At 68.0% G+C, this 22,856-nt stretch carries 20 protein-coding genes and 1 pseudogene; 13 read left to right on the forward strand and 8 right to left on the reverse strand.

Annotated features, from left to right (window positions below):
* Positions 1-50 precede the first annotated feature (50 nt).
* The 3 genes from PGN12_15445 (at position 51) to PGN12_15455 (ending at position 5,828) form a co-directional block, all read left to right on the forward strand.
* On the forward strand, positions 51-1,475 hold the full coding sequence (locus tag PGN12_15445) for a glycoside hydrolase family 125 protein (GenBank protein MEH3105280.1): 1,425 nt from the start codon (positions 51-53) through the stop codon (positions 1,473-1,475).
* A complete protein-coding gene (locus PGN12_15450; protein ID MEH3105281.1) occupies positions 1,475-3,787 on the forward strand; it encodes a GH92 family glycosyl hydrolase in 2,313 nt (770 codons plus the stop codon). Before PGN12_15445 ends, PGN12_15450 begins: the two co-directional genes overlap by 1 nt.
* Positions 3,788-3,926: 139 nt before the next feature.
* Positions 3,927-5,828 (forward strand): alpha-L-fucosidase, encoded by a 1,902-nt coding sequence (locus PGN12_15455; GenBank protein MEH3105282.1) that lies wholly within the window; start codon positions 3,927-3,929, stop codon positions 5,826-5,828.
* A 154-nt stretch (positions 5,829-5,982) separates the two neighbouring features.
* On the opposite strand, the gene PGN12_15460 is transcribed toward PGN12_15455, so the two are convergent.
* Positions 5,983-7,815: a methyl-accepting chemotaxis protein gene (locus tag PGN12_15460; GenBank protein ID MEH3105283.1), complete on the reverse strand. Its 1,833-nt coding sequence runs from the start codon at positions 7,813-7,815 to the stop codon at positions 5,983-5,985.
* 82 nt (positions 7,816-7,897) lie between these two features.
* The gene (locus PGN12_15465) at positions 7,898-8,992 is read right to left on the reverse strand and encodes a DUF2332 family protein (GenBank protein MEH3105284.1); all 1,095 of its coding nucleotides are present in this window, start codon (positions 8,990-8,992) and stop codon (positions 7,898-7,900) included.
* A 232-nt stretch (positions 8,993-9,224) separates the two neighbouring features.
* Between PGN12_15465 and PGN12_15470 the strand changes: the two genes are divergently transcribed.
* From PGN12_15470 to PGN12_15510, 9 genes are read left to right on the forward strand one after another with little or no spacing between them, the layout of a single operon-like run.
* Entirely contained in the window at positions 9,225-9,488 is a 264-nt protein-coding gene (locus tag PGN12_15470) for an STAS domain-containing protein (GenBank protein ID MEH3105285.1), read from the forward strand.
* A 31-nt stretch (positions 9,489-9,519) separates the two neighbouring features.
* A complete protein-coding gene (locus tag PGN12_15475; GenBank protein MEH3105286.1) occupies positions 9,520-11,709 on the forward strand; it encodes a chemotaxis protein CheA in 2,190 nt (729 codons plus the stop codon).
* Positions 11,706-12,557: a protein-glutamate O-methyltransferase CheR gene (locus PGN12_15480; protein MEH3105287.1), complete on the forward strand. Its 852-nt coding sequence runs from the start codon at positions 11,706-11,708 to the stop codon at positions 12,555-12,557. The genes PGN12_15475 and PGN12_15480 overlap by 4 nt, the downstream gene beginning before the upstream one ends.
* On the forward strand, positions 12,554-13,579 hold the full coding sequence (locus tag PGN12_15485) for a chemotaxis response regulator protein-glutamate methylesterase (protein MEH3105288.1): 1,026 nt from the start codon (positions 12,554-12,556) through the stop codon (positions 13,577-13,579). The genes PGN12_15480 and PGN12_15485 overlap by 4 nt, the downstream gene beginning before the upstream one ends.
* The gene (locus PGN12_15490; GenBank protein MEH3105289.1) at positions 13,576-14,136 is read left to right on the forward strand and encodes a chemotaxis protein CheD; all 561 of its coding nucleotides are present in this window, start codon (positions 13,576-13,578) and stop codon (positions 14,134-14,136) included. The genes PGN12_15485 and PGN12_15490 overlap by 4 nt, the downstream gene beginning before the upstream one ends.
* Before the next feature lie 34 nt (positions 14,137-14,170).
* A complete protein-coding gene (locus PGN12_15495; GenBank protein MEH3105290.1) occupies positions 14,171-14,545 on the forward strand; it encodes a response regulator in 375 nt (124 codons plus the stop codon).
* A 20-nt stretch (positions 14,546-14,565) separates the two neighbouring features.
* Positions 14,566-15,006: a chemotaxis protein CheW gene (locus tag PGN12_15500; protein MEH3105291.1), complete on the forward strand. Its 441-nt coding sequence runs from the start codon at positions 14,566-14,568 to the stop codon at positions 15,004-15,006.
* A 37-nt stretch (positions 15,007-15,043) separates the two neighbouring features.
* Complete coding sequence (locus tag PGN12_15505; protein MEH3105292.1) at positions 15,044-16,048, forward strand: response regulator; 1,005 nt, start codon at positions 15,044-15,046, stop codon at positions 16,046-16,048.
* The gene (locus PGN12_15510; protein MEH3105293.1) at positions 16,045-16,371 is read left to right on the forward strand and encodes a hypothetical protein; all 327 of its coding nucleotides are present in this window, start codon (positions 16,045-16,047) and stop codon (positions 16,369-16,371) included. Before PGN12_15505 ends, PGN12_15510 begins: the two co-directional genes overlap by 4 nt.
* 55 nt (positions 16,372-16,426) lie before the next feature.
* Here the strand turns inward: PGN12_15510 and PGN12_15515 are convergent, their stop codons facing one another.
* From PGN12_15515 to rplM, 3 genes are all read right to left on the reverse strand, one after another.
* Positions 16,427-16,990: a DUF1993 domain-containing protein gene (locus PGN12_15515; GenBank protein ID MEH3105294.1), complete on the reverse strand. Its 564-nt coding sequence runs from the start codon at positions 16,988-16,990 to the stop codon at positions 16,427-16,429.
* 191 nt (positions 16,991-17,181) lie between these two features.
* A complete protein-coding gene (rpsI, locus tag PGN12_15520) occupies positions 17,182-17,730 on the reverse strand; it encodes a 30S ribosomal protein S9 (protein ID MEH3105295.1) in 549 nt (182 codons plus the stop codon).
* The gene (gene rplM / locus PGN12_15525; GenBank protein MEH3105296.1) at positions 17,730-18,209 is read right to left on the reverse strand and encodes a 50S ribosomal protein L13; all 480 of its coding nucleotides are present in this window, start codon (positions 18,207-18,209) and stop codon (positions 17,730-17,732) included. Before rplM ends, rpsI begins: the two co-directional genes overlap by 1 nt.
* On the opposite strand from rplM, the gene PGN12_15530 reads away from it, so the two are divergent.
* Complete coding sequence (locus tag PGN12_15530) at positions 18,184-18,390, forward strand: hypothetical protein (GenBank protein ID MEH3105297.1); 207 nt, start codon at positions 18,184-18,186, stop codon at positions 18,388-18,390. The two genes, rplM and PGN12_15530, sit on opposite strands and share 26 nt — an antisense overlap.
* Here PGN12_15530 and PGN12_15535 read toward each other — a convergent pair.
* The 3 genes and pseudogenes from PGN12_15535 to PGN12_15545 all read right to left on the reverse strand — a co-directional run bounded on the left by PGN12_15535 (position 18,371) and on the right by PGN12_15545 (position 22,655).
* A complete protein-coding gene (locus PGN12_15535; protein MEH3105298.1) occupies positions 18,371-19,411 on the reverse strand; it encodes a COX15/CtaA family protein in 1,041 nt (346 codons plus the stop codon). The genes PGN12_15530 and PGN12_15535 overlap by 20 nt on opposite strands.
* A gap of 174 nt (positions 19,412-19,585) precedes the next feature.
* Positions 19,586-20,482, reverse strand: a pseudogene (locus PGN12_15540) (IS30 family transposase).
* A gap of 130 nt (positions 20,483-20,612) precedes the next feature.
* The gene (locus tag PGN12_15545) at positions 20,613-22,655 is read right to left on the reverse strand and encodes an NAD(+) synthase (GenBank protein MEH3105299.1); all 2,043 of its coding nucleotides are present in this window, start codon (positions 22,653-22,655) and stop codon (positions 20,613-20,615) included.
* Between the last annotated feature and the right edge of the window lie 201 nt (positions 22,656-22,856).

Below are 22,856 nucleotides of genomic sequence, written 5' to 3' on the forward strand. Positions count from 1 at the left end.
CTGTTCCGCAACTGGGTCCCGGCCTCCGCCGGGACACGAAGGACCCCCGCATGACCCCCACCCGCCGCCACTTCCTCGCCGGCAGCGCCGCGCTGGCCGCGACACCCGCCCTTGGCGCGCCCTCGGATTTCGCCAGCAAGCGCCCAGCGCGCACCGACCGCCGCTTCACCTCCCCCGCGGTCGAGCGCGAACTCGCGCGCGTCTCCAACCAGATCGCCGAGCCGAAGCTGCGCTGGATGTTCGGCAATTGCTATCCGAACACGCTCGACACCACCGTCAAGATGGGCACGGTCGACGGTCAGCCCGACGCCTTCGTCATCACCGGCGACATCAACGCCTTGTGGTTGCGTGACAGTTCGGCGCAGGTCACGCCGTACCTCCATCTGGTCAAGGACGACCCGAAGCTGCGCGAGCTGTTCCGCGGCCTGATCGCGCGACAGGCGCGGTCGATCCTGATCGACCCCTATGCCAATGCCTTCATGCAGGACCCGGCGGCGAAGACCGACCTGTCGTGGTCGCTCAAGGACCAGACCGACATGAAGCCCGGTGTCGCCGAGCGGAAATGGGAGATCGACTCGCTCTGCTATCCGATGCGGCTCGCGCATGGGTACTGGCAGGCGACCCGCGACCCACGTCCGTTCGACAGCACCTGGGCGGCGGCGGCACGCGCGAGCGTCCGCACCTTCCGCGAGCAACAGCGCAAGGACGGGCGCGGCCCGTACAGCTTCCTGCGCGGCTCGAACCGGAACACCGAGACGATGCCGCTGGAGGGCTGGGGCAATCCGATGCGCCCGGTGGGGCTGATCGTCTCCGGCTTCCGCCCGTCCGACGACGCCTGCCAATATCCGTTCCTGATCCCGTCCAACCTGTTCGCGGTCACCGCCCTGCGCGAGATGGCGCGCGTCGCCAGCGAAGCCGCGCACGACGATGCGCTCGCCCGCGACGCCACCGCCCTTGCCGCCGAGGTCGAGGCCGCGCTCAAGCAATGGGGCACGATGCGGCTGCGCGACGGCCGCGAGGTCTGGGCCTATGAGGTCGACGGCTTCGGCAACGCACTCTTCATGGACGACGCGAACGTCCCGTCGCTGTCCGGACTCTCCTATCTCGGCTGCGTCGCGCGCGACGACGCCTTGTGGCGGCGGACCGAGGCGGCGGCGTGGAGCGAGGCCAACCCCTATTTCTTCCGCGGTTCGGCGGGCGAAGGGATCGGTGGCCCGCACGTCGGGCTGGGGCAGATCTGGCCGATGTCGCTGATCGTCCGTGCGCTTTCCACCACCGACGCAGGCGTCATCCGCACCTGCCTGAAGACCCTGCGCGACACCGATGCGGGCACCGGCTTCATGCACGAAACCTTCGACATGAACGACCCCGCCAAATGGACCCGCCACTGGTTCGCCTGGGCGAACGGCCTGTTCGGCGAACTGATCGTGCGGCTCGCGCGCACCAACCCTGCGATCCTCAAGGAAGCCCTTTGATGCTCACCCGCCGCGCCCTGCTCGCGACCACCGCCACCGTCGCGGTCACCCCGCTCCCGGCTTTCGCCGCGCGACCGACACGCGCCGCCCCGAACCTGTTCGTCGGCACCGGCGGCGACGGCCACACCTATCCCGGCGCGACCTTGCCGTTCGGGATGGTGCAGCTCTCCCCCGACACCGACGTCGCGCGCTGGGACACCTGTTCCGGCTACCATCACGACGATGGCTCGATCATGGGGTTCAGCCACACGCATCTGTCGGGCACCGGGATCGGGGACATGCTCGACGTGCTGGTCGTTCCGACGCGTGGACCGGTACAGCTCCAGCCCGGCCCGATCGAGAACCCCGACCAGGGCTACCGCCAACGCTATTCGGACGAACAGGCCGAACCCGGCTATTACCGCGTCGCGCTGGAAAGTGGCGTGCGCGCCGAGCTGACCGTCACCGAGCGGACCGGCTGGCACCGCTACACCTTCCCGAAAGGCGCCGGTCACATCCTGATCGACATGGCGCACATGATCCTCGACAAATGGGACAGCGGGCCGCTGATCGACGACGGCAGCCTAACGCTCGACGCCGACGGCACGCTGACCGGCAGCCGCCGCGTCCATCGCTGGGCCAAGGGCCGCCGCATCCATTTCGCGATGCAGCTGTCGCGCCAGCCGGATCGGGTTGCCTTCTACGGCGACGATGACGTCGAACAACCGAAAGGCGCGACCTCCGTGGCGGCGAAGCGCGTCAAGGCGGTGCTGTTCTACGACGATGCCGGCGCGGCACCGATCGTGATCCGCTGCGGCATCTCGGCGGTCGACGTGGCGGGCGCGCGCGCGAACCTGAAGGCCGAGGCATCGCGCGGCGACTTCGACACCATCCGCCGCGCCGCCGCGCGCCGCTGGGCGGAGGCGCTGGCCGCGGTTACCGTCGAGGGCGGCACCGCCGACCAGCGCACGATCATGGCGAGCGCGCTCTATCACACGATGGTCGCGCCGACGCTCTTCTCGGATGTCGACGGCCGCTACGTCGGGCTCGACCGGCAGGTCCACACCGTCGCCGCCGGGCAGCGCGCCTATTCGACCTATTCGCTGTGGGACACCTATCGCGCGCTCCACCCCTTGCTGACGATCGTCGCGCCGGAACGCGCCAGGTCGCTGGTCGACGACCTGATCCGCCAGACGCAGCAAAGCCCCTATGGCCCGCTCATCTGGCCGCTGCAGGGAGTCGAGACCGGCACGATGATGGGCTGGCACGGCGTGTCGGTGCTCGCCGAGGCGCACGCCAAAGGCATCCCCGCCGATTATGCCGCCGCCTGGCCGGCGATCGCCAAACGCTCGTTCGACTTCAGCGCGCCCGACCTCGACAACAGCAAGGGGCGCGACCTGTACGATGCCAAGGGCTATGTCCCGGCCGACAAATGGTTCGAAAGCGTCAGCCGCACGCAGGAATATGCCTATGACGACTGGGCGTCGTCCAAGCTCGCGCGCGTCGCGGGAGCGGAGGCAGAATCAGCCCGGCTGCTCAAGCGCTCGGGCAATTGGCGCAACGTCATCGATGCCTCGATCGGCTTCGCGCGCCCGCGCTTCGCGGATGGTTCGTGGTGGAAGGAGTACGACCCGATCCAGCTCGGCCACATGCCCAAACCGTGGTGGCGCGACTATACCGAGGCGAACGGCTGGCAGGCGACCTTCCTCAACCAGCACGACGTCTACGGCCTGATCGCGCACATGGGCGGCGATGCGAAGTTCGAGGCCAAGCTCGACGGACTGTTCAGCGCACCCTCGACGCTCCCCAAGAACGCCCCGCCCGACATCAGCGGGCTGGTCGGCCAATATGCGCACGGCAACGAACCCGACCAGCATGTCGCCTATCTCTACGCCTTCGTCGGTGCGCCGTGGAAGACGCAGCGGATGGTGCGCCGGCTGCTCACCGAGATGTACCGGAACGATCCGAACGGCGTGATCGGCAACGACGATTGCGGGCAGATGAGCGCGTGGTTCGTGATGTCGTCGCTCGGCTTCTACCCGGTCGATCCGGTCGAGGCGGTCTATGTGTTCGGCTCGCCGCTGTTCGAGCGCGCGACGCTGGCCCTGCCCGGCGGCAAGCGGCTGGTGGTCGAGGCGCCGGGCAACACCGCCGCCACGCCCTATGTCACCGCGGTGACGTGGAACGGCCGGCCGTGGACGAAAAGCTGGATCGCGCACGCCGATCTGGTGAAGGGCGGGACCTTGCGCTTCACGATGAGCGCGACGCCGAACCCGGCGTTCGGGCGTGCGCTGGCCGACCGCCCGCCGTCGTTCGGGCGGACCCCGGCGTGAGCGTCCCGCACCCACTCTATTTCTACCACCCCGGCGAACGCCGGGGTCCAGTATCGGGCGGCTCGCGAGATGCGGTGGCGTCCCCCAACTGGGCCCCGGCGTCTGCCGGGGCGGAACGTGTTTCCTTCAGGAGCCCCCGATGACCGATCTCACCCGTCGTGCGCTGATCGCCGCCGGTGCCGCCACCACCGCGCTCCCTGCGCTCGCGCAGGGCGGTGCCGCACCGAAGCCGTGGGGCGCAACGCCCTCTAAGCGGCAGGCCGCGTGGCACATGCGTGAGCAATATGCCTTCATCCATTTCTCGATCAACACCTTCACCGATCGCGAATGGGGTTATGGCGACGAGAGCCCGACGCTCTTCAACCCCACCGACTTCGACGCCGACCAGATCGTCGCCGCGGCCAAAGCGGGCGGGATGCGCGGGATCATCCTCACCGCCAAACATCACGACGGCTTCTGCCTGTGGCCGACGCTGCTGACCGAACATTGCATCCGCAACAGCCCGTACAAGGGTGGCAAGGGCGATATCGTCGGCGAAATGGAAAAGGCGACGCGTCGCGCCGGGCTCGCCTTCGGCCTCTATCTCTCACCGTGGGATCGCAATCACGCCGAATATGGTCGCCCCGCATACATCGATTACTACCGCAAGCAGGTCGTCGAACTCTGCACGCGCTATGGCGAGCTGTTCGAATTTTGGTTCGACGGCGCGAACGGCGGCGATGGCTATTACGGCGGCGCGCGCGAGACGCGGAAGATCGACGCGCCGAAATACTACAACTGGCCGTCGATCATCGCACTTGTGCACCAGCATCAGCCGATGGCCTGCACCTTCGACCCTTATGGCGCAGACATCCGCTGGGTCGGCAACGAGGACGGCGTCGCGGGCGACCCGTGCTGGCCGACGATGCCCGCGCATCCCTATGTCCAGTCGGAAGGCAATTCGGGCGTGCGCGGCGCACCGCTCTGGTGGCCGGCCGAAACCAACACCTCGATCCGCCCCGGCTGGTTCTACCACGCGGACGAGGATGCGAAGGTGAAGAGCCCGGCGCGGCTGCTGCGCTATTTCGACGAGTCGGTCGGGCGCGGCACCAACATGCACCTCAACATCCCGCCCGACCGCCGCGGTCGAATCGCCGATCATGACGTCGCGGTGCTCAAGAGCTTCGGTGTGGCGCAGGCGCAGACCTATGCCCGCGATCTGGCGCAAGGCGCGGTCGCGCACGCCAGCGCCGAGCGCGGGCGCGCCTTCGCCGCGTCGCGGGTGCTCGACGGACGACGCGACACCTATTGGTCGACCCCGGATGGCGACAAGACGCCGACGCTGACGCTCGACCTGCCGCCGGGCCGGACCTTCGACGTGATCCGGCTGCGCGAATATCTCCCGCTCGGCGTCCGCGTGACCAGGTTCGCGATCGACCTTGAGGAAGGCGGGCAATGGAGCACCGTCGCCGAACATGAGTGCATCAGCGCGCAGCGGATCGTGCGCTTGCCCCAGCCATCGTCGGCGCGCCGGCTGCGGCTGCGCATCCTCGACGCGCCCGCCTGCCCCGCGATCAGCGAGATTTCGCTGTTCCGGCAGGTCGAGCCGGTGCCGGTCGCCCCGCCCAAGGTGTCCGACCCGACGATCATCCCGCAGCGCGGCTGGTCGATCGTCACGGCCAGCGGACCCGGCGCGGAAAAGCTGATCGACGGCGACGCGCAAACCCGCTGGACGGTGCCCTCACCGACCGCGAGTAATCCTGCGAGCGTGACGATCGATCTCGGTCGCGTTCTGCCACTCGCCGGCTTCAGCCTGACCCCGTCGCGCACCATCGCCAAGGACACCGCCCCGCCGCGCGGCTATGACGTTGAAACCAGTGCCGATGGCAAAACCTGGGTGCCCGCCGCGACGGGCGAGTTCGGCAACATCGCCTATGCGCTCGCCACGCAGCGGGTGGCCTTCGCGGTACGACAGGCGCGCTACCTGCGCCTGCGCTTCGCCGCCACGGCGATCCCGGCGGGCAATCTGACGGTGGCGGAGGTCGGCGCGTTCACGGGGTGATGAACGTAAGCCGTCGCCCTGGCCGGTATCCGTCATTGCGAGCGTAGCGAAGCAATCCAGGGCGTCCTGATCCGGCCCTGAATTGCTTCGCTGCGCTCGCAATGACGAAAGGCCGAAAAAGCCATACGGGCGATCCCCGGGCAGGAAGCCGACCTCAGAACGCCGACCAGTCGTCCTCGCTCGCCTTCAGCGCGGTGTTGCCGATCGTGCGCGCGACGGGACGCGCCGGTGCGGTGATGTGGCGCGCGCGCGGCGCATTCACCGGCGTCGGCTTCGAACGCACCGCCGGTTCGTCGACCGTGAAGATCGCCACCGCCCCCGCCAGTTGTTCCGACTCGCGCGCCAGCAGGTTCGCGGCCGCCGTCGATTCCTCGACCATCGCGGCGTTCTGCTGCGTCACCCCGTCCATCTCGCTGATCGCGATATTGACCTGCCCCAGGCTCTCGGCCTGATGGTCCGACGCGCGCGCGATCGTCGCCATGACGTCGCTGACGCTGCCGACGCGATCAATGATCCGCTCCAGCGCCTGCCCGGTCTCGTCGACCAGTTCGACCCCCGATTTGACGTGGTGGATCGCTGACATGATCCGCGTCTTCACATCGGCAGCGGCATCGGCGGAGCGCTGCGCCAGCGCGCGCACCTCGCTGGCGACGACGGCGAAGCCCTTGCCTGCCTCGCCCGCGCGCGCCGCCTCGACGCCCGCATTGAGCGCGAGCAGATTGGTCTGGAACGCGATGCCGTCGATCACGCTGATGATGTCGGCGATCTCGCGGCTCGCCTGATCGATCCCGTTCATCGCCGCCACCGACTTGCGGACGACCTCCCCGCCCTGCTGCGCGGCGTTGCGCGCCTCGGCCATCGCCTTGTTGGCGTCGGCGGCGTTGGTCGCACCCTCGCGCACCGTGCCGGTGATCTCGTCCATCGCCGCGGCGGTCTCGCGCAAGGACGCCGCCTGCTGCTCGCTGCGCGACGACAGATCGCGCGCCGACTGGCTGATCTCCTCGGCGTTCTGCTTGATCGTCTCGACGCTGCGCCGCACGTTGCACGTCAGGTCGGACAGCTTGCCGACCGCGCCGTTGAAATCCTTCGACAGCACCGCATAGGAACCCGGCAGCGCCGCCAGCCGCACGGTCAGGTCCGCCTCCGACAGGCGGTGCAATCCGTCGCCGATCGTGCGCATCGCCAGCTCACGCTCCTGATCGGCGGTCAGCTTGGCCTGTGCGGCATCACGGAACACCAGCACCGCTCGCGCCATGTCGCCCAGTTCGTCGCCGCGCGCCGTATCCGGCACGTCGATCGCGCTCTTGCCCGCGGCGAGATCGGCCATGCGGCGGGTCAGCGCGCTGACCGGCCGCGCGATGCTACGGCTCAAGGCGGTCTGCAACAGCACCGCGATCCCGATCAGCGCGATCCCGCCCAGCACCAGCGCGATTGTCGCGGTGGTCAGCGCCTGCGCCTGCTCCGCGGCATTCTCGTCGATGGCGGCGGTTTCCTGATCGCGCAGGTCGCGCAGCGGCAGCACGATCGCGCTGGTCAGCACCTTCTTGCCGGCGTCGCGCACCGCCTGTTCGGCGGCCTCGCGCTGCCCGGCCTTCACCATCGCCACCAGCCGGTTGCTCCAGTCGCGCCGCCATTTGGCGGTCTGTTCGCGCGAGGTGAGTACCAGCGCACGCTGCGCCGGGCTGGTCAGCATCTGTTCGAGCGCGACCGTCGTCTGGTCATATTCCGCCCGCGCTTCGTTGTACGACTTCAGATACGTCGGATCGGCCGTCACCAGATAGCCGCGCAACTGGCTGTTCTCGCGCAGGATCGACGTCTCGAGCGTCAGTGCCTTGGCGAAGACCTCCTGGCTGTGGTTGTTGCTCGCGGTCGCCGATCGGATCATCCAGATATTGGCGAAGAAGACGACCATCATGATCGCCGCCGAGGCATTGATGACGAGGAAGGAGAAACCCAGCTTCCTCGGTATGCTCAAAGTCTTGAACATCTCTGTTCTTTCTGCCGCGCGGGCTTGTATGTACGTTCTGCGTCTATCGCCAGTTAGTTAAACATGGATAAAGGCGCGATTTTTACCCGATCCAGTCGATCCACGCGCCATAGGGATGGCAGGTCGCGAGCACGCGGGTGTCGCCGCCCGGCCAGCAGCTGAGCCGCAGCTCAACGGCGCTGCGCGTCGCGTCCCATTCGAACGCGATCCGCGCCAGCGGTCGATCGGCGTCGGCCCGTGCGCCCGCGTCGGCGATGCAGCGCTCCAGCGAGGCGCGCGCCGCCGCGTCGACATATTGCGCCATCATCGAATGGAAGATCACGCGCCACCGTCCTGCAGGCTGCGGCGCGGCCAGCCGGTGCGCCAGCCACGTCGTGGCGTCGGCGCGGGCGACCCGCGGCGGATGCTGCCGCGCGACCGCCAACGCCGCCGCAAGCCGCGCCGCGCGCGCCGGCTGGTCGGCGAAGACATAGGCCATCAACCGCTCGCAGGTCGCCGGATCATGCGGATCGAGCGGGTCGAGGTCGACTCCCTCGGCCGCCACGACGTCGACCGCGCGATCGGGTGCCGCCGCGCCGCGCCACTCGGGCGCGATCCGCACCGGCGAATCGGCCGGTCCCGCGCCGACGCCGCCCAGATCGTAACGATAGCGTGCGAGGTTGAGGTTCAATCCGGCGCTGGAGCCCAGCTCGATCAATTCGACGGGTAGCGCCGCTCGCCCGACCACCTCCATCAACGCGCCCAGGATCGCGCCGGCGCGCCCGACTTCGTTGGTCTGCGGCATGTCGCGCAGCCAGCGCGCGATGAAGGCGTCATGCGCCAGCAACGCCGCGCGCACCGCACCGTCGAAATCGCGATGGGCGCCGCGATACAATGCGCCGAGCACCGGCGGCGTATTTCGCCGCGCCAGCGCATGCAGCGCCGCGTTCAACCGCATCGCCACCGCCGCCGCCGCCGGATCCCCCGGCCAATCCGCGAGCAGCGCGCGGGTCAGCGGCGCAGAGGCCAGCTGCCGCGCGGCGGCGGCCAGCACCTCGGCCACGAACGGTGATCCGATCGCGCGCATCACCGCCGACTGGCGCAGCAATTCGCCCGATCGATCCTCCGGCATCACCGTCCTTACCGACTGCAACAAACGAACCCCCGCCGGCACCGTCGCCGTTCCACGATCAGCCATGCAAGTCATTGGTTGTGATCGTATTAACCGCCGAACTCTTGTCAGCTACTTTGCCGCGCTCCGGCACGTTTAACGTCATCTTAGGAGAGATCGGGCAGATCGGCCGCTGACGGTTCCTCGTCGGCGGATCAAGCGCGGGGGACCGACCTTTATTTGGGACGGGAGGGACGACCGTGATCGCACATCGCTTCGGCCTGCGCCGTACCCGCGTCATCTGACAGGAAAGTCCGCGATGTCGATCGTTCTCAGCTCCCGGTTGGATACCGCCGCGGCAGCCCCGCTGCGCCAGTCGCTGCAAAAGCTGGTCGAGGCTGCCGAGCCGATCGCGATCGATGCCGGCGCGGTCGACCAGATCGGACAGGCGTGCCTTCAGGTGCTCGCCGCGGCGCGCGCCGCCGCGGTGTCGCGCGGGCTGTCGTGGCAGGTCGCCTTCCCCAGCGTCGCGATGGTCGAGGCCGGCGAACTCGCCGCGCTCGACGTCCTCACCGCCGCCTGACCTCAAGACCTATTCGCGCAGGAGCCCGACCTTGGACCTCGATGCAATCCAGCAGATCTTCTTCCAGGAATGCGAAGAAGGTCTGGCCGGCATGGAAAGCGCCTTCGCCGCGCTTCGCGACCAGCAATATGACGGCGAGACGATCAACGGCATCTTCCGCGCGGTCCACTCGATCAAGGGCGGCGCGGGCGCGTTCGGGCACGAGCGGCTTCAGGCCTATACCCACCAATATGAGACGCTGCTCGACCTGTTGCGCAGCGAGTCGCTGGCGCTGACCCCGGCGCTGGTCGACCTGATCGTCGCCGCGTTCGACATGCTCGCCGATCATGTCGCCGCGGCACGCGACGGCGGCGACGCGCCAGACGATGCGGCGATGCTGGCGCGGCTGATCGCGGCGGCGAGCGGTGAAGCGGCGCCCGCGGCCGAGCCGGTGGCGACCGGAACGGTCGTCGACACCGCGCCGGCCGGCATCGGCGACGACTTCGACGATCTGATGGCGATGCTCGACGACGTCGGCGGCCCGGCCGCAGCGGCACCCGCCGCTGACGGCGGCGAAGGAACCACGCCCGGATGGCTGCTGACCTTCCGCCCGCCCGCCAACGCGCTCGACAATGGCGGCGAGCCGCTGCTGTTGCTCCGCGAGTTGCTGCGGATGGGCGCGCAGGTCCTGTCGTGCGACGCCGACGCGCTGCCGCCGCTCGCGACCCTCGACCCCGAATGGTCGTATCTGGCGTGGCGGATCGCGGTGCCCGCGACGGTCGAGGAAGACGACATCCGTGGCGTCTTCGAATTCACCGACGGTTGCGCGCTGACGCTCGAGCGCGTCGCGGCGCTGCCGCCGGTGTCGCCGCCGACGATCGTCGTCGCCGCCGCGCCGGACCCGGCCCCCGCTCCCGCCCCGCAGCCGGCCGAGCCGGTCGCCCCGACGCCGGTGGCCGTGACGCCGCCGGTGGTCGCGCCGCCACCCCCGGCGCCCGCGCCTGCCGCCGTCGCGCCCGCTGCGCGCCCGGTCCCGGCCGCCCCGGCCGCGCCGCCGACCCCGGTGGCGCAGACGATCCGCGTCGATCTCGACAAGCTCGACCGGCTCGTGAACCTCGTCGGCGAACTCGTCATCACCCAGGCGATGCTTGCGCAGCGGCTGAGCGAGAACGACATGGCCGGCATCTCCGAGCTGACCGATCTCGATCACCTGACGCGCGAGCTACAGGAATCGACGATGGCGATCCGCGCGCAGCCGATGAAGACGGTGTTCAGCCGCGTGCCGCGCATCATCCGCGAGCTGGAGGGTGAAACCGGCAAGCGCGTCCGCCTCGACATCGAAGGCGAGATGACCGAGGTCGACAAGACCGTCGTTGAGCGGATCGGTGAGCCGTTGACCCACCTGATCCGTAACGCGGTCGACCACGGTCTCGAAACCACCGAGGAGCGCATCAAGGCGGGCAAGCCCGAAACCGGCGTCGTCACGCTGTCTGCCGCGCATCATTCGGGGCGCATCGTCATCACCGTCGCCGACGATGGCCGCGGGATCGATCGCACGCGCGTCCGCGCCAAGGCGGTCGAGCGCGGGATCATCCTGCCCGACGCGGTGCTGAGCGATGAGGAAGTCGACAATCTGATCTTCGCGCCGGGCTTCTCGACCGCGGCGACCGTCTCGAACATCTCGGGGCGCGGCGTCGGCATGGACGTGGTGCGCAAGAACGTGCAGGCGCTCGGCGGGCGGATCGGCATCCACTCGCGCTTCGGATCGGGATCGAGCTTCTCGCTCAGCCTGCCGCTCACGCTGGCGGTGGTCGACGGGATGATCGTCACGGTCGGCGACCAGACGTTCGTCATCCCGCTCAGCCACATCGTCGAGAGCCTGCGCCCGTCCGATCGCGCGGTCACGGCGATCGGCATCAACGGCGCGGTGCTCGACGTGCGCGGCTCCTACGTGCCGATCTACCCGGTCGCCGAACAGCTCGGCATCGGCAGCGGCGAGCGCGATCCCGAAAAGGCGGTGCTGATCGTCGTCGAAGGCGATCAGGGTCAGGCCGCGCTGCTGGTCGACTCGATCCAGGATCAGCGACAGGTGGTCGTGAAGAGCCTCGAGGCCAATTATCAGGCGATCGACGGGCTGGCCGGTGCGACGATCCTCGGCGACGGGCGCGTCGCGCTCATCATCGACGTCGATGCGCTCACCTCGCAACGCGCGCGGCGCGGGCAGCTGGCGCACGCGGCGTGAGCGCCGCACTCCCGATCGCCGCGGCGAAGCGCGAGTTCGACTTCGCGCCCGCCGATCACCAGCGGATCGCGCGGATCGTCTACGACACACTCGGCATCCTGTTGCCGGACGGCAAGTCGCAGCTCGTCTATGGCCGCGTCGCGCCGCGCGTGCGCGCCTGCGGGCTGACCAGCGTCTCGGCCTATCTCAAGGTGATCGAGAATGACGAGGAAGAGCGCAACCGGATGCTGGATGCGCTGACCACCAATCACACCAGCTTTTTTCGCGAGGCGCATCATTTCGACGATTTCGTCGAGCGGCTGTGGCCGACGCTGTCGCAGCGGCTCGCCAATGGCGGGCGCGTCCGGCTGTGGTCGGCGGCCTGCTCCAGCGGCGAGGAGCCCTATACCTGGCTGATGGCCGCGCTCGGTCATGATCGTTCGGCGGCGCAACGGTTGCTGAAGGGCGATCTGCGGATGCTCGCCACCGACGTGTCGCCCAGCGTGCTGGAGACGGCGCGGGCCGGCCGTTATTCCGCCGACACGTTGCGCACCGTGCCGCCCAAGCTCCGCGCGACCTGGGTCGACGACCGGCTGACGGTCGACCCGGCGCTTCGCGAGGCGATCTCGTTCCGGCCGCTCAATCTGCTCGGTGCGTGGCCGATGAAGGGGCGTTTCGACGCGATCTGCTGTCGCAACGTCATGATCTATTTCGACGAACCAACGAAGGCCAAGCTGCAGTCACGGCTGGCCGATCATCTGGAGACCGGGGGGATGCTCTACATCGGCCATTCGGAGCGCCTCGCGCCCGAGATTGCCTCGCGGTTCGAATGCGTCGGCCGCACCGCTTATCTGAAGGTGCGCGCATGAGCGTCCGAACGCTTGTCGTCGACGATTCGCTGACCATGCAGGCGCTGATCCAGCGCACGCTCGCCAGCGATCCGCACATTCAGGTCGTCGGCACCGCGTCGAGCGCCGAGGAAGCGCGCGCGCGCATCAAGGAGCTCGATCCCGACGTGGTGACGCTCGATATCGAGATGCCGGGCATGAACGGCCTCGACTTCCTCGAACGGCTGATGCGGCTGCGCCCGACCCCGGTCGTCATGCTGTCGACGCTGACCTCCGAAGGCGCCGACGCCAGCATCGCCGCGCTTGAACTCGGCGCGTTCGAATGTTTCGACAAGCTGGCGCTGCGCCGCCCCGAAGAGGCGATCCGGCTGCCCGCGCTGGTGCGCGCCGCCTCCGGGTCGCGCGGACGCAGCGCCGCGGCCGCGCCGCGCGCCGCGGAACCCGTGCCGCAGGCCGATTACGTTCCGCGCGATCAATCGATGATCGCGGTCGGTGCGTCGACCGGCGGCGTCGAGGCGCTGATCGAGCTGCTGTCCGGCTTCCCGGCCAATTGCCCGCCGACCGTGATCGTGCAGCACATGCCGCCCAGCTTCACCGCCAGCTTCGCCGCGCGGCTCGACCGGCTGTGCAAACCGAGCGTCGAGGAAGCGCGCGCCGGCGCGGTGCTGCGCCCCGGCAAGGTCTATCTGGCGCCCGGCGGCGATCAGCATCTCGAGATCGCCGGCCCGGCGACGCGCCGCTACTGCCGCTTGCTCGCCGGCCCGAAGGCCAGCGGACATCAGCCGTCGGTGGACGTGCTGTTCCACTCGGTCGCGCGGATCGCCGGCGGCGATGCGGTCGGTGCGATCCTGACCGGCATGGGCGCGGACGGTGCCGAGGGGATGCTGGCGATGCGTCAGGCCGGGTCCGTGACGATCGGGCAGGATGAATCGTCCAGCGTCGTCTACGGGATGCCCGCGGTCGCGCATCGCATCGGCGCGGTCGTGCAACAGATGCCGCTGCGCCGGATCGCCGCCCGGCTACTTCAGGAGTGTCGTGCATGACGGGGCTCGCGCTCCGCGACGGACTGCGCCGGGTCACCGTGGCGCAGGGCGAGACGCGCGTCAGCGACGAAACCGACGTGGTGCTCACCACGGTGCTTGGCAGCTGTATCGCGGCATGTTTTTACGATCCGGTCGCCAGGGTAGGAGGTATTAACCACTACCTGTTAGCGGAAGGCCATGCCTCCGATCCCGCCTCGATGCAGCGCTACGGCGTCTATGCGATGGAAGTGCTCATCAACGCCATGCTGGCGATGGGCGGGGCACGGTCGCGGCTCAAGGCGCGGATCTTCGGCGGCGCGACGATGCGCACCGGCTTTCGCGACATCGGCGGCGACAACATCGCGTTCGCGCGGCGGTTCCTGCGCGACGAGCGCATCCCGCTGGTCGGCGAGGATGTCGGCGGCAACGGCGCGCGGCGGGTCGAATTCCGCCCTGCGGTGGGGCTCGCCCGGTGCCGCGTCGTGACCGAACAGGCGATCGCGGCGCCGGTGATCCGCCCGCGTCCCGCCCCGCCGCCCCCCCCGCCCGCGTCGCTCGGCGACGTCGAATTCTTCTGATCCCGCCCCGAATTCTGCCCAGGAGCCGTTACCCGTGACCAAGACGATCATGACCGTGGATGACTCGCCCAGCATGAGAATGCTGTTGCGCGCCGCGCTGACCGACCTCGGCTATCACGTCGTCGAGGCCGAGGACGGCGTCCATGCGCTGGAAACGCTCGCCAGCTTCGACGAGGAGGACGAGCCCGACCTGCTCATCACCGACATCAACATGCCGCGCATGGACGGGTTCGGGCTGATCGAGAACGTGCGCGCCGACGGCCGCCGCACGCTGCCGATCCTGGTGCTGACCACCGAAAGCTCCGACGAGAAGAAGCAGCGCGCGCGTCAGGCCGGCGCCACCGGCTGGATCGTCAAGCCCTTCCACCCCGAAAAGCTCGCCGCCGCGATCCGGCGCGTGCTGCACTGATGTCACAAGGAACGAACCCCATGTCCCGTCAGCTCATCACCTTCCAGCTCGGCGATCAGTATCTGGGCGTCGACATCATGGCGATCCGCGAAATCCGCGCCTGGTCGCCCGCAACCCCGCTCCCGAACGTGCCCAGCCACGTCCGCGGGGTGGTAAATTTGCGTGGTGTTGTGCTCCCGGTGCTCGATCTGCGTCACCGGCTCGGCTGGGGCATGACCGACCCGACTGCGCGCCACGTCATCATCGTCGTGCGGATCGGCGAGCAATTACAGGGCATTATCGTCGACGCGGTCAACGATATCGTCACGGTCCAGACCGAGGACATGCAACCGCTCCCCGACATGGGCGACACCGCCGCCCAACAATTCCTCGACGGCCTCGCGACGATCGATCAGCGGCTGATCCTCGTGCTCGCGCTCGAGCGGCTGGTGGAGCGGGCTGCGATGGCGGATGCCGCCTGAAAACGAATAGTTAATGCGCGTAAGGTAGGACTGGGTCATGGCTGGAACGAAGGTATTGGTGGTCGACGACTCGTTGACCATGCGCGCGCTGATCTCGGGTGCGCTCGAGCGGATCCCGGGCGTGGAAGTGGTCGGCATGGCCGATGGCGCGGCGGAAGCGCGCGGGCTGGTGGAGAGCACCCGCCCCGACGTGATGACGCTCGACGTCGAGATGCCGGGGATGAGCGGCCTCGATTATCTCGCCGAGATCATGGACACCAAGCCGATGCCGGTCATCATGTTCTCGACCCGCACGCAGGACGGTGCGGCGGAATCGATCGAGGCGCTGCGGCTTGGTGCGATCGACTGTTTCCCCAAGCCGCGCGTCGCCGCGCCAGCCGAGCTGGATGCGATCATCGCCAAGCTCGCCAAGCGCCTCAAAGCCGCCAAGAAGGCTGACCTGAAGCCGAAGAGCGCGCCCAAGTCCGCCAAATCCCCGCCGATCGACTGGAACGGACGTCTGCTGCTGGTCGGCGGCGATGCGTCGAACACCAAGTCGATCTTCGACCTGTTCGCGGGATTCCCCGCCAATTGCCCGCCGACCGTCGTCGTCCAGCATCTCGGACCGGGCATGGTCGAGAGCATGGCCGAGAAGCTCGCCGAGCAATGCGCGGCCAAGGTGGTGGTCGCCACCGACGGGATGAAGCCTGAACAGGGCACGATCTACCTTGCCCCGCACGGCGACGCGCATCTGGTGATCGATAGCTGGCCGAACGGCACGCTGCGCCTGCTCGCCAAGGATCCGGTCGCGGGCGAGCGTCCGTCGATCTCGCTGCTGTTCGCCTCCGCGGCGAAGGCGGCGGCGGCGAACGCGGTCGGTGTGCTGTTGCTCGACGCCAACGAGGATGGCGCCGGCGGCTTGCGCGCGCTCAACGCGGCGGGCGGCTATGCCTTCGCGCCGGCGGAAAGCGGCGGTGGCTACACGCTGACGCGCGGGATGGTGTCGCAGCCGGTCGCCAGCGACGCGCTGGTCGCCGGCGTCATGAAGATGTGCTCGAAATGACCGCTGCGGCGGCGCTGCCCTCGCCGGAGGGGGAGGTGCCGGCCGGCGGCGTGCCGCGCCCGCTGGCGCAGGCGCTCGCCGCCGAGCTGGTGCTCGCGTCGAGCATGTTGGCGGATCTCGCCTACGACCTAGGCAGCGACGGCGCGACATTGCGCCGGCACATGGCCAGCCTTCAGCGCATCGACCATATAACGCAGATCCAGCTCGCGATCGCCGACCTGCTGCGCACCTCGAATGGCGCGGCAGACGACATCGGCCAAGTGACTCTGCAGGATATGGCCGACCGGTTGCGCGCGTTCGTGGCGCAGAACGACGCAGCGTAGCCGGACCCGGTCTACGATCTTCCTTCGGAGGACAGCACCGGCGACAGGCTTGCGCCTAGCCTGCGGAAGTTGTGCCCGGCCGCAAGTACGCGAACATGTGCGGCACATAATCCGCCTTGCCGATCGTCACGCCGGTATGGCGGAGGATCGCATAAGCGGTGATGACGTGGAAGTAGAATTGCGGCAACGCCCAGTCGCGCGCATATTGTTCACCGGTCATGTCGAACGTCAGGCCGCCCGGCAGTTCGATCGTGACCATGAGGTCCGCGCCAGCATCCAACGCCTTCTCCGACACGTCCGCCAAAAACGATAGCGCGTCGTCAAGGCGAGCGTGGGCATCTGCCATGGTCCCGGCGGCCTCACCGGCGCTCCGTCCCTCCGCGGCAATCGCATTCAGCCACTCTGGAACGGGTTGGCCGCGCAATCGAAAGACGGCCTCCTGCGCCTGAAAAGCCGCGAAGCGAACCTGCGCAGCAAGCGGCAACATATCCTCGGCAAGGCGCGCCGTCAGCAAGCTTTCCGCGTGATCCGGCGAGTGCTTCTGCGCCTTGTCCAGCAAGCCGGCCAGCGTTTCCAGCATCTGTCGGTAGGTCGGCACGAGCAGATTCGTCAGCGTCATGACGTAAACATAGGGAAGAATGACAACGACATCATGACACGCTTATGCCCGTCATGCTCGTCATCCCTCCTGACACACCGGCTCGATTTCACACGAAAAGGGCGGCCCGTTGCCGGACCGCCTCTTCGTACCATCGCTGGCAAGCCAGATCGTCGAGCGATGCCGATCGAGCCGGCACCATCCGCCTGATCTTAGCGCTTCGAGAACTGGAAGCTACGACGTGCCTTGGCGCGGCCGTACTTCTTACGCTCGACGACGCGCGGATCGCGCGTCAGGAAGCCTGCCGCCTTCACCGGAGCGCGCAGCGCCGGCTCGTAGCGGGTGATCGCCTGGCTGATGCCGTGCTTCACCGCACCGGCCTGACCCGACAGGCCACCACCCTTGACGGTGCAGATCACGTCATACTGGCCTTCGCGCTCGGTGATGCCGAACACCTGGTTGATGACGAGACGCAGCGTCGGACGCGCGAAGTAGACTTCCTGATCGCGACCGTTGATCGTGATCTTGCCCGAGCCCGGCTTCAGCCAGACGCGCGCGACGGCGTCCTTACGACGGCCGGTCGCATAGGCACGGCCGTACTTGTCAATCTCCTGCGCGCGCAGCGGGGCGCGCTGCACCGGCTCCTGCACGTCGCCGGCCAGATACGCCTCGGCGGTGTTGTCGGCCTGCTCGACCGCGGTCTGCTGCTGCTGCTGGAGCGCCGCACCCAGATCGGAAAGGGACTGGCGGTTGTCGGACATTATGCGCCCACCTTGTTCTTGCGGCTCATCGCCGCGATATCGAGGACTTCCGGGTTCTGCGCTTCGTGCGGGTGCTCGGCGCCCGCGAAGATGCGCAGGTTGCGCATCTGCTGACGGCCCAGCGGACCGCGCGGGATCATGCGCTCGACGGCCTTTTCCAGCACACGCTCGGGGAACTTGCCCTCCAGCACCTTGGCGGGCGTGATGCCCTTGATGCCGCCGGCATAACCGGTGTGCTTGTAATAGACCTTGTCGGTCAGCTTGTTGCCGGTGAACCGCACCTTGTCCGCGTTGATGACGATGACATTGTCACCGCAATCGACGTGCGGGGTGAAGCTGGTCTTGTGCTTGCCGCGCAGCACGTTGGCGATCACCACCGCCGCACGACCGACCACGAGGTCGGTGGCGTCGACGATGTGCCACTTCTTTTCCACCTCGTGCGGCTTGGCCGCCTTGGTGGTCTTCATCAGCGCCTTCATGGTGCCTGGTGACCTTCATTTCGCGTCGAAAGAGAAAAAACGCGCCACCCCGCCGGGTGCACGCGTCGATGGCGGCGCAATGCCGCGCGGTGACGATCCTGTCAAGGTTTCCGCGGGTTTGCTGACGGGTATTCTGATACCAGCAGCGTCGTCGCCAGCTGCTAAGCCCGGCGGCGGCTGACCGCATGCGCGGCCACGACCGTCGCGATCAGCAGCAGCGCGGCATTCGCCTGATGCGCCACCGCGACCATGATCTCGACCCCCGTGAGCAGTGTCGCAATGCCGAGCGCGATCTGCACCACGACCAGCAGCGTCAGCGCCGCCGCGATCCGGTCCGCCCGCATCTTGCGCGCTTGATATGCCAGCCACACCAGCGCCCCGGCCGCGACGAATGCGATCCAGCGGTGGAGAAACTGCACGACAACCGGATTGTCGATCGCATTGCTCCACACCGGCGCCAGCATCGGCGCGTTGGCGGGGAACCACGCGTCGCCCATCAGCGGCCAGCTCGAAAAGGCATAACCGGCGTCGAGCCCGGCGGTCAGCGCGCCGAGCGTGATCTGCACCGCCAGCGCCGCGATCACCAGCGCCGGGCCGGTGCGCAGCGCCGCCGGGCGCGCGAGCGGATTGGCGGCAAGCGCGCTCAGGTCGCGCGCGGTCCAGATGATGCCGCCGAGGATGAACAGAGCGGTGCCGAGATGAGTCGCGAGCCGCAGGTGGCTGACGTCGGTGCGCACCGAAAGACCCGAGGCGACCATCCACCAGCCGATCGCCCCCTGCAACCCGCCGAGCGCCAGCAGCGCCGTCAACCGCCAGCCATAGCCGCGCGGGATCTGCCGCTTAACCGCGAACCACAGGAGCGGCAGCGCAAAGGCCAGCCCGATCACGCGCCCGAGCAGCCGGTGCAGATACTCCCAGAAGAAGATCGCCTTGAACCCGTCGAGCGTCATGCCGCGGTTGAGCTGCTGATATTCGGGGATGCGCTGGTAATTGGCGAACTCGGCCTGCCATTGCGCCTGCGTCAGCGGCGGGACGACGCCGCTGATCGGCTTCCACTGCGTGATCGACAGCCCGGATTCGGTCAGACGCGTGATCCCGCCGATCACCACCATCGCCACGATCAGCGCCGCGACCCAGTAGAGCCAGCGCGCGAGCGCCGCCGGACGCGTGGAGAGCGAGAAACCCGGGCTTGCCTGTAGCATGGCGCCTTTTACGACCCGCTTGTAAGGAAGGGAAGCCTGCGGGCGAAGCTCGGGGTCACCGCCCCGATCCCTTCCCCGTCGCCCCGGACTTGATCCGGGTGTGGATTCACAATCGAAGTGCAACGGGAAGAAGGCCTCGGCTGGGGTTTGGAAGCCGAGGCATTTTCTTGGTGTATGGTTGTGTCTGGCAAGGATGGCGCCGAGCGTTTGCTGTGACAAGCCGTGGCGATCGGTTTTGCGGGGGATGTCGCGGCGGAGTCGTCCGATGGCGTTCTCGACGCCGCCCTTTTGCCACGGCGAGCGGGGATCGCAGAACCAGGTATCGAGCCCGAGCTGGCGTTCGATCTGTGGGTAGCGGGCGAATTCCGAGCCGTTATCGAAGGTAATGGATCGTCGTGCGCGCGGCGGGACCGCGCGCAGCATCCGCACGAGCGCGGCGGCGACGGGATCGGCCTTGAGGCTGTCCTGACGCACCGCGATGGTGAGCCGCGACGTGCGTTCGTGTGCGATGATCACCGCATGTCCGGGCTTGGAGAAGAGCATGGCGTCTGCCTCCCAATGCCCGGGTTCCTGGCGGGTGGCGACATGCGGCGGCCGATCGTGGATCGAGGGGCCGGTTCGGCGCGGCCATCCGCCTTTGGTGCGCCAGCCCCGCTTGTACTTGGCGCGCGGCAGATAATGCCGCCACCGCCGGTCGTTGGTGCGCTTGAGCTGGGCATGGACGAAGCGGTAGATCGTCTCGTGGCTGATGATCCGGTGGCCGGCCTCGCGGGCGAGGCGGCCTGAAACCTGCTCGGGCGACCAGCCGGCGGCGAGACGGTCGAGGATGTTTTCACGCAGCGCGTCCTCGCGCTCCAGCCGGCAGCCATGCCAGCGGCGAGCCTCGGCCTGCGCCCGCGCATAGCCGGGGCGGTATCCGATCCTGGCACCGGCATTGCGCTTCAACTCACGCGAGACGGTCGACGGCTCGCGATCCAGAGCTGCAGCGATTTTCCGGATCAATTGCCCGGCTTCATGAAGCCGGGCAATCGAACACCGTTCCTCAAGCGATAGCTGGCGATAGGTCGACATGGCCGCACCTGTTTCAGGTGTTGCACTTCGTTTGTGAACTCAGGGGGGCCCCGCTTCTTCTTGCCCGGATCGCCGAAAAGCAGCGGGATCCCGGATCAAGTCCGGGGTGACGAGGACTATCGGAGCCGCTCTAAACGCCCGGCCCGTTTGCCTTCAGCTCGGCCAGCCATGCCGCCGCGGTTCCGTCCGACGGCGCACGCCAGTCGCCGCGTGGCGACAGCGCGCCGCCCGCCGACACTTTCGGCCCGTTCGGGATCGCCGAGCGCTTGAACTGGCTGGTCTGGAAGAAGCGGATCAGGAAGCGCTCCAGCCAGTGCATGATCGTCGCCAGATCGTAAGCGGTGCGTGCATTTTCCGGATAGCCGAGCGGCCAGCGGCCGGCGGATGCATCGTGCCATGCGTGCCAGGCGAGGAACGCGACCTTCGACGGCGCAAGGCCATGGCGGATCAGATAATGTGCGAAGAAGTCGTTGAGCGGATACGGCCCGATCTTGCTCTCGGTGCTCTGCAACGCCTCGCCGGGAACCAGTTCGGGGCTGATTTCCTGCCCCAGAATCGCCTCCAGTACCGCATCGGTGTCGCGATCATATTGGTCGGTGCCGATCGCCCAGCGGATCAGGAACTGGATCAGCGTTTTCGGCACGCCGGCATTGACCGCATAATGGCTCATCTGGTCGCCGACCCCGTAGGTGCACCAGCCGAGCGCCAGCTCCGACAGATCGCCGGTGCCGACCACCAGCCCATCGCGCTGGTTGGCGATGCGGAACAGATAATCGGTGCGCAGCCCGGCCTGGACGTTTTCGAACGTCACGTCATAGACCGGCTCGCCGCGCCCGAACGGATGCCCCATATCTTCCAGCATCCGCGTCGCCGCCGGGCGGATGTCGATCTCCTCGGCGGTGATCCCCAGCGTGCGCATCAGCTTCCACGCATTGCCCTTCGTCCCCTCGCTTGTCGCGAAGCCGGGCATCGTGATGCCGAGGATGTCGCTGCGCGGTCGTCCTAGCCGGTCGAGCGCCTTGGCGGCGACGATCAAGGCGTGCGTGCTGTCGAGCCCGCCCGACACGCCGATCACCAGCCGCTGCGCGCGCGCGGCGACCAATCGCTTCGCGATCCCCTCGACCTGGATGTTGAAGGCCTCGTAGCAATCCTCGTCGAGCTTGTCGGGCGTATTGGGCACGAACGGAAAGCGGCGAATCTCGCGCTTCAGGCCGACGTCGGCGAAATCAGGCCGATGCTGGAAGCCGATGCGACGAAAACGCGTCTCGGGATGCCCGGCGACGGCGGCGGCGTCGTTGAAGGTGCCGTTGCGCAATCGCTCCTGCACAAGCCGCTCGGTATCGACGTCGGCGATCGTCAGCCCCGGCTCGTGCGCGAACCGCTCGGAGGTCGCCAGCAACTCGCCCAGTTCATGGACGCTGCCCTGCCCGTCCCACGCCAGATCGGTCGTACTCTCGCCCGGCCCCGCGGCGGAATAGACATACGCGCACATCGCGCGCGCCGATTGCGATGCCGACAACATCATCCGCTCACGCGACTTGCCGATCACGACGTTCGATGCCGACAGATTGACGCAGATCAGCGCCCCCGCCAGCGCCCCCATCGTCGAGGGCGGGGTCGGCGACCAATAATCCTCACAAATCTCGGCATGAACCGTGAAGTTCGGCAGATCGTCGGCAGCGAAGATCAGGTCGGTCCCGAACGGCACCTCCTCACCGTCGATCGCGATCGTCAACCCGGTCAGCCCCGCCCCGCTCGCGAACCAGCGCTTCTCGTAATATTCGCGATAATTGGGCAGGAAGGTCTTCGGCACCACCCCCAGCACCCGCCCGCGCGCGATCGCGAGCGCACAATTATAGAGCCGCCCGCCGCGCTCCAGCGCCGCGCCGACCAGCAGCACCGGGCGCAGATCGACACTCGCCGCCATCACGGCCGCGATCGCCGCGCGGGTCGCGCGCTGCAGGGCCGATTGCAGGTGCAGGTCGTCGATCGCATAGCTGCTCAGGTTCAGTTCGGGATAGACGACCAGATCGACCCCCGCCGCATCCGCTGTCCGCGCGACCGTGATCGCCGCTTCGGCATTGGCCGCGACGTCCCCGACGGTGGCGAGCGGGGTGGCGGCGGCGACACGCACCATCCCGTGGCGATGCAGCGAGCGGAAGGCTGGGTTCATGTCGCTCGAATACCGGTGCCATGCCGACTTTGCCAACTGTTCGCGGTGCATCCGCTAAGCTACATCAGTCAGGATGATGCCTCCCTCTTCCCGCGCGGATGATTCCCGGCAACCCTTTGCGCGGGGCGGAGAAATTGGGAAGCTGCTTCGCGCGACGGACTGGTCGGCCACCTCGCTCGGCCCCATCGAGACGTGGCCGGC

The organism is Sphingomonas phyllosphaerae (assembly GCA_036946405.1).
GTDB classification, from domain to species: Bacteria; Pseudomonadota; Alphaproteobacteria; order Sphingomonadales; family Sphingomonadaceae; genus Sphingomonas; species Sphingomonas phyllosphaerae_D.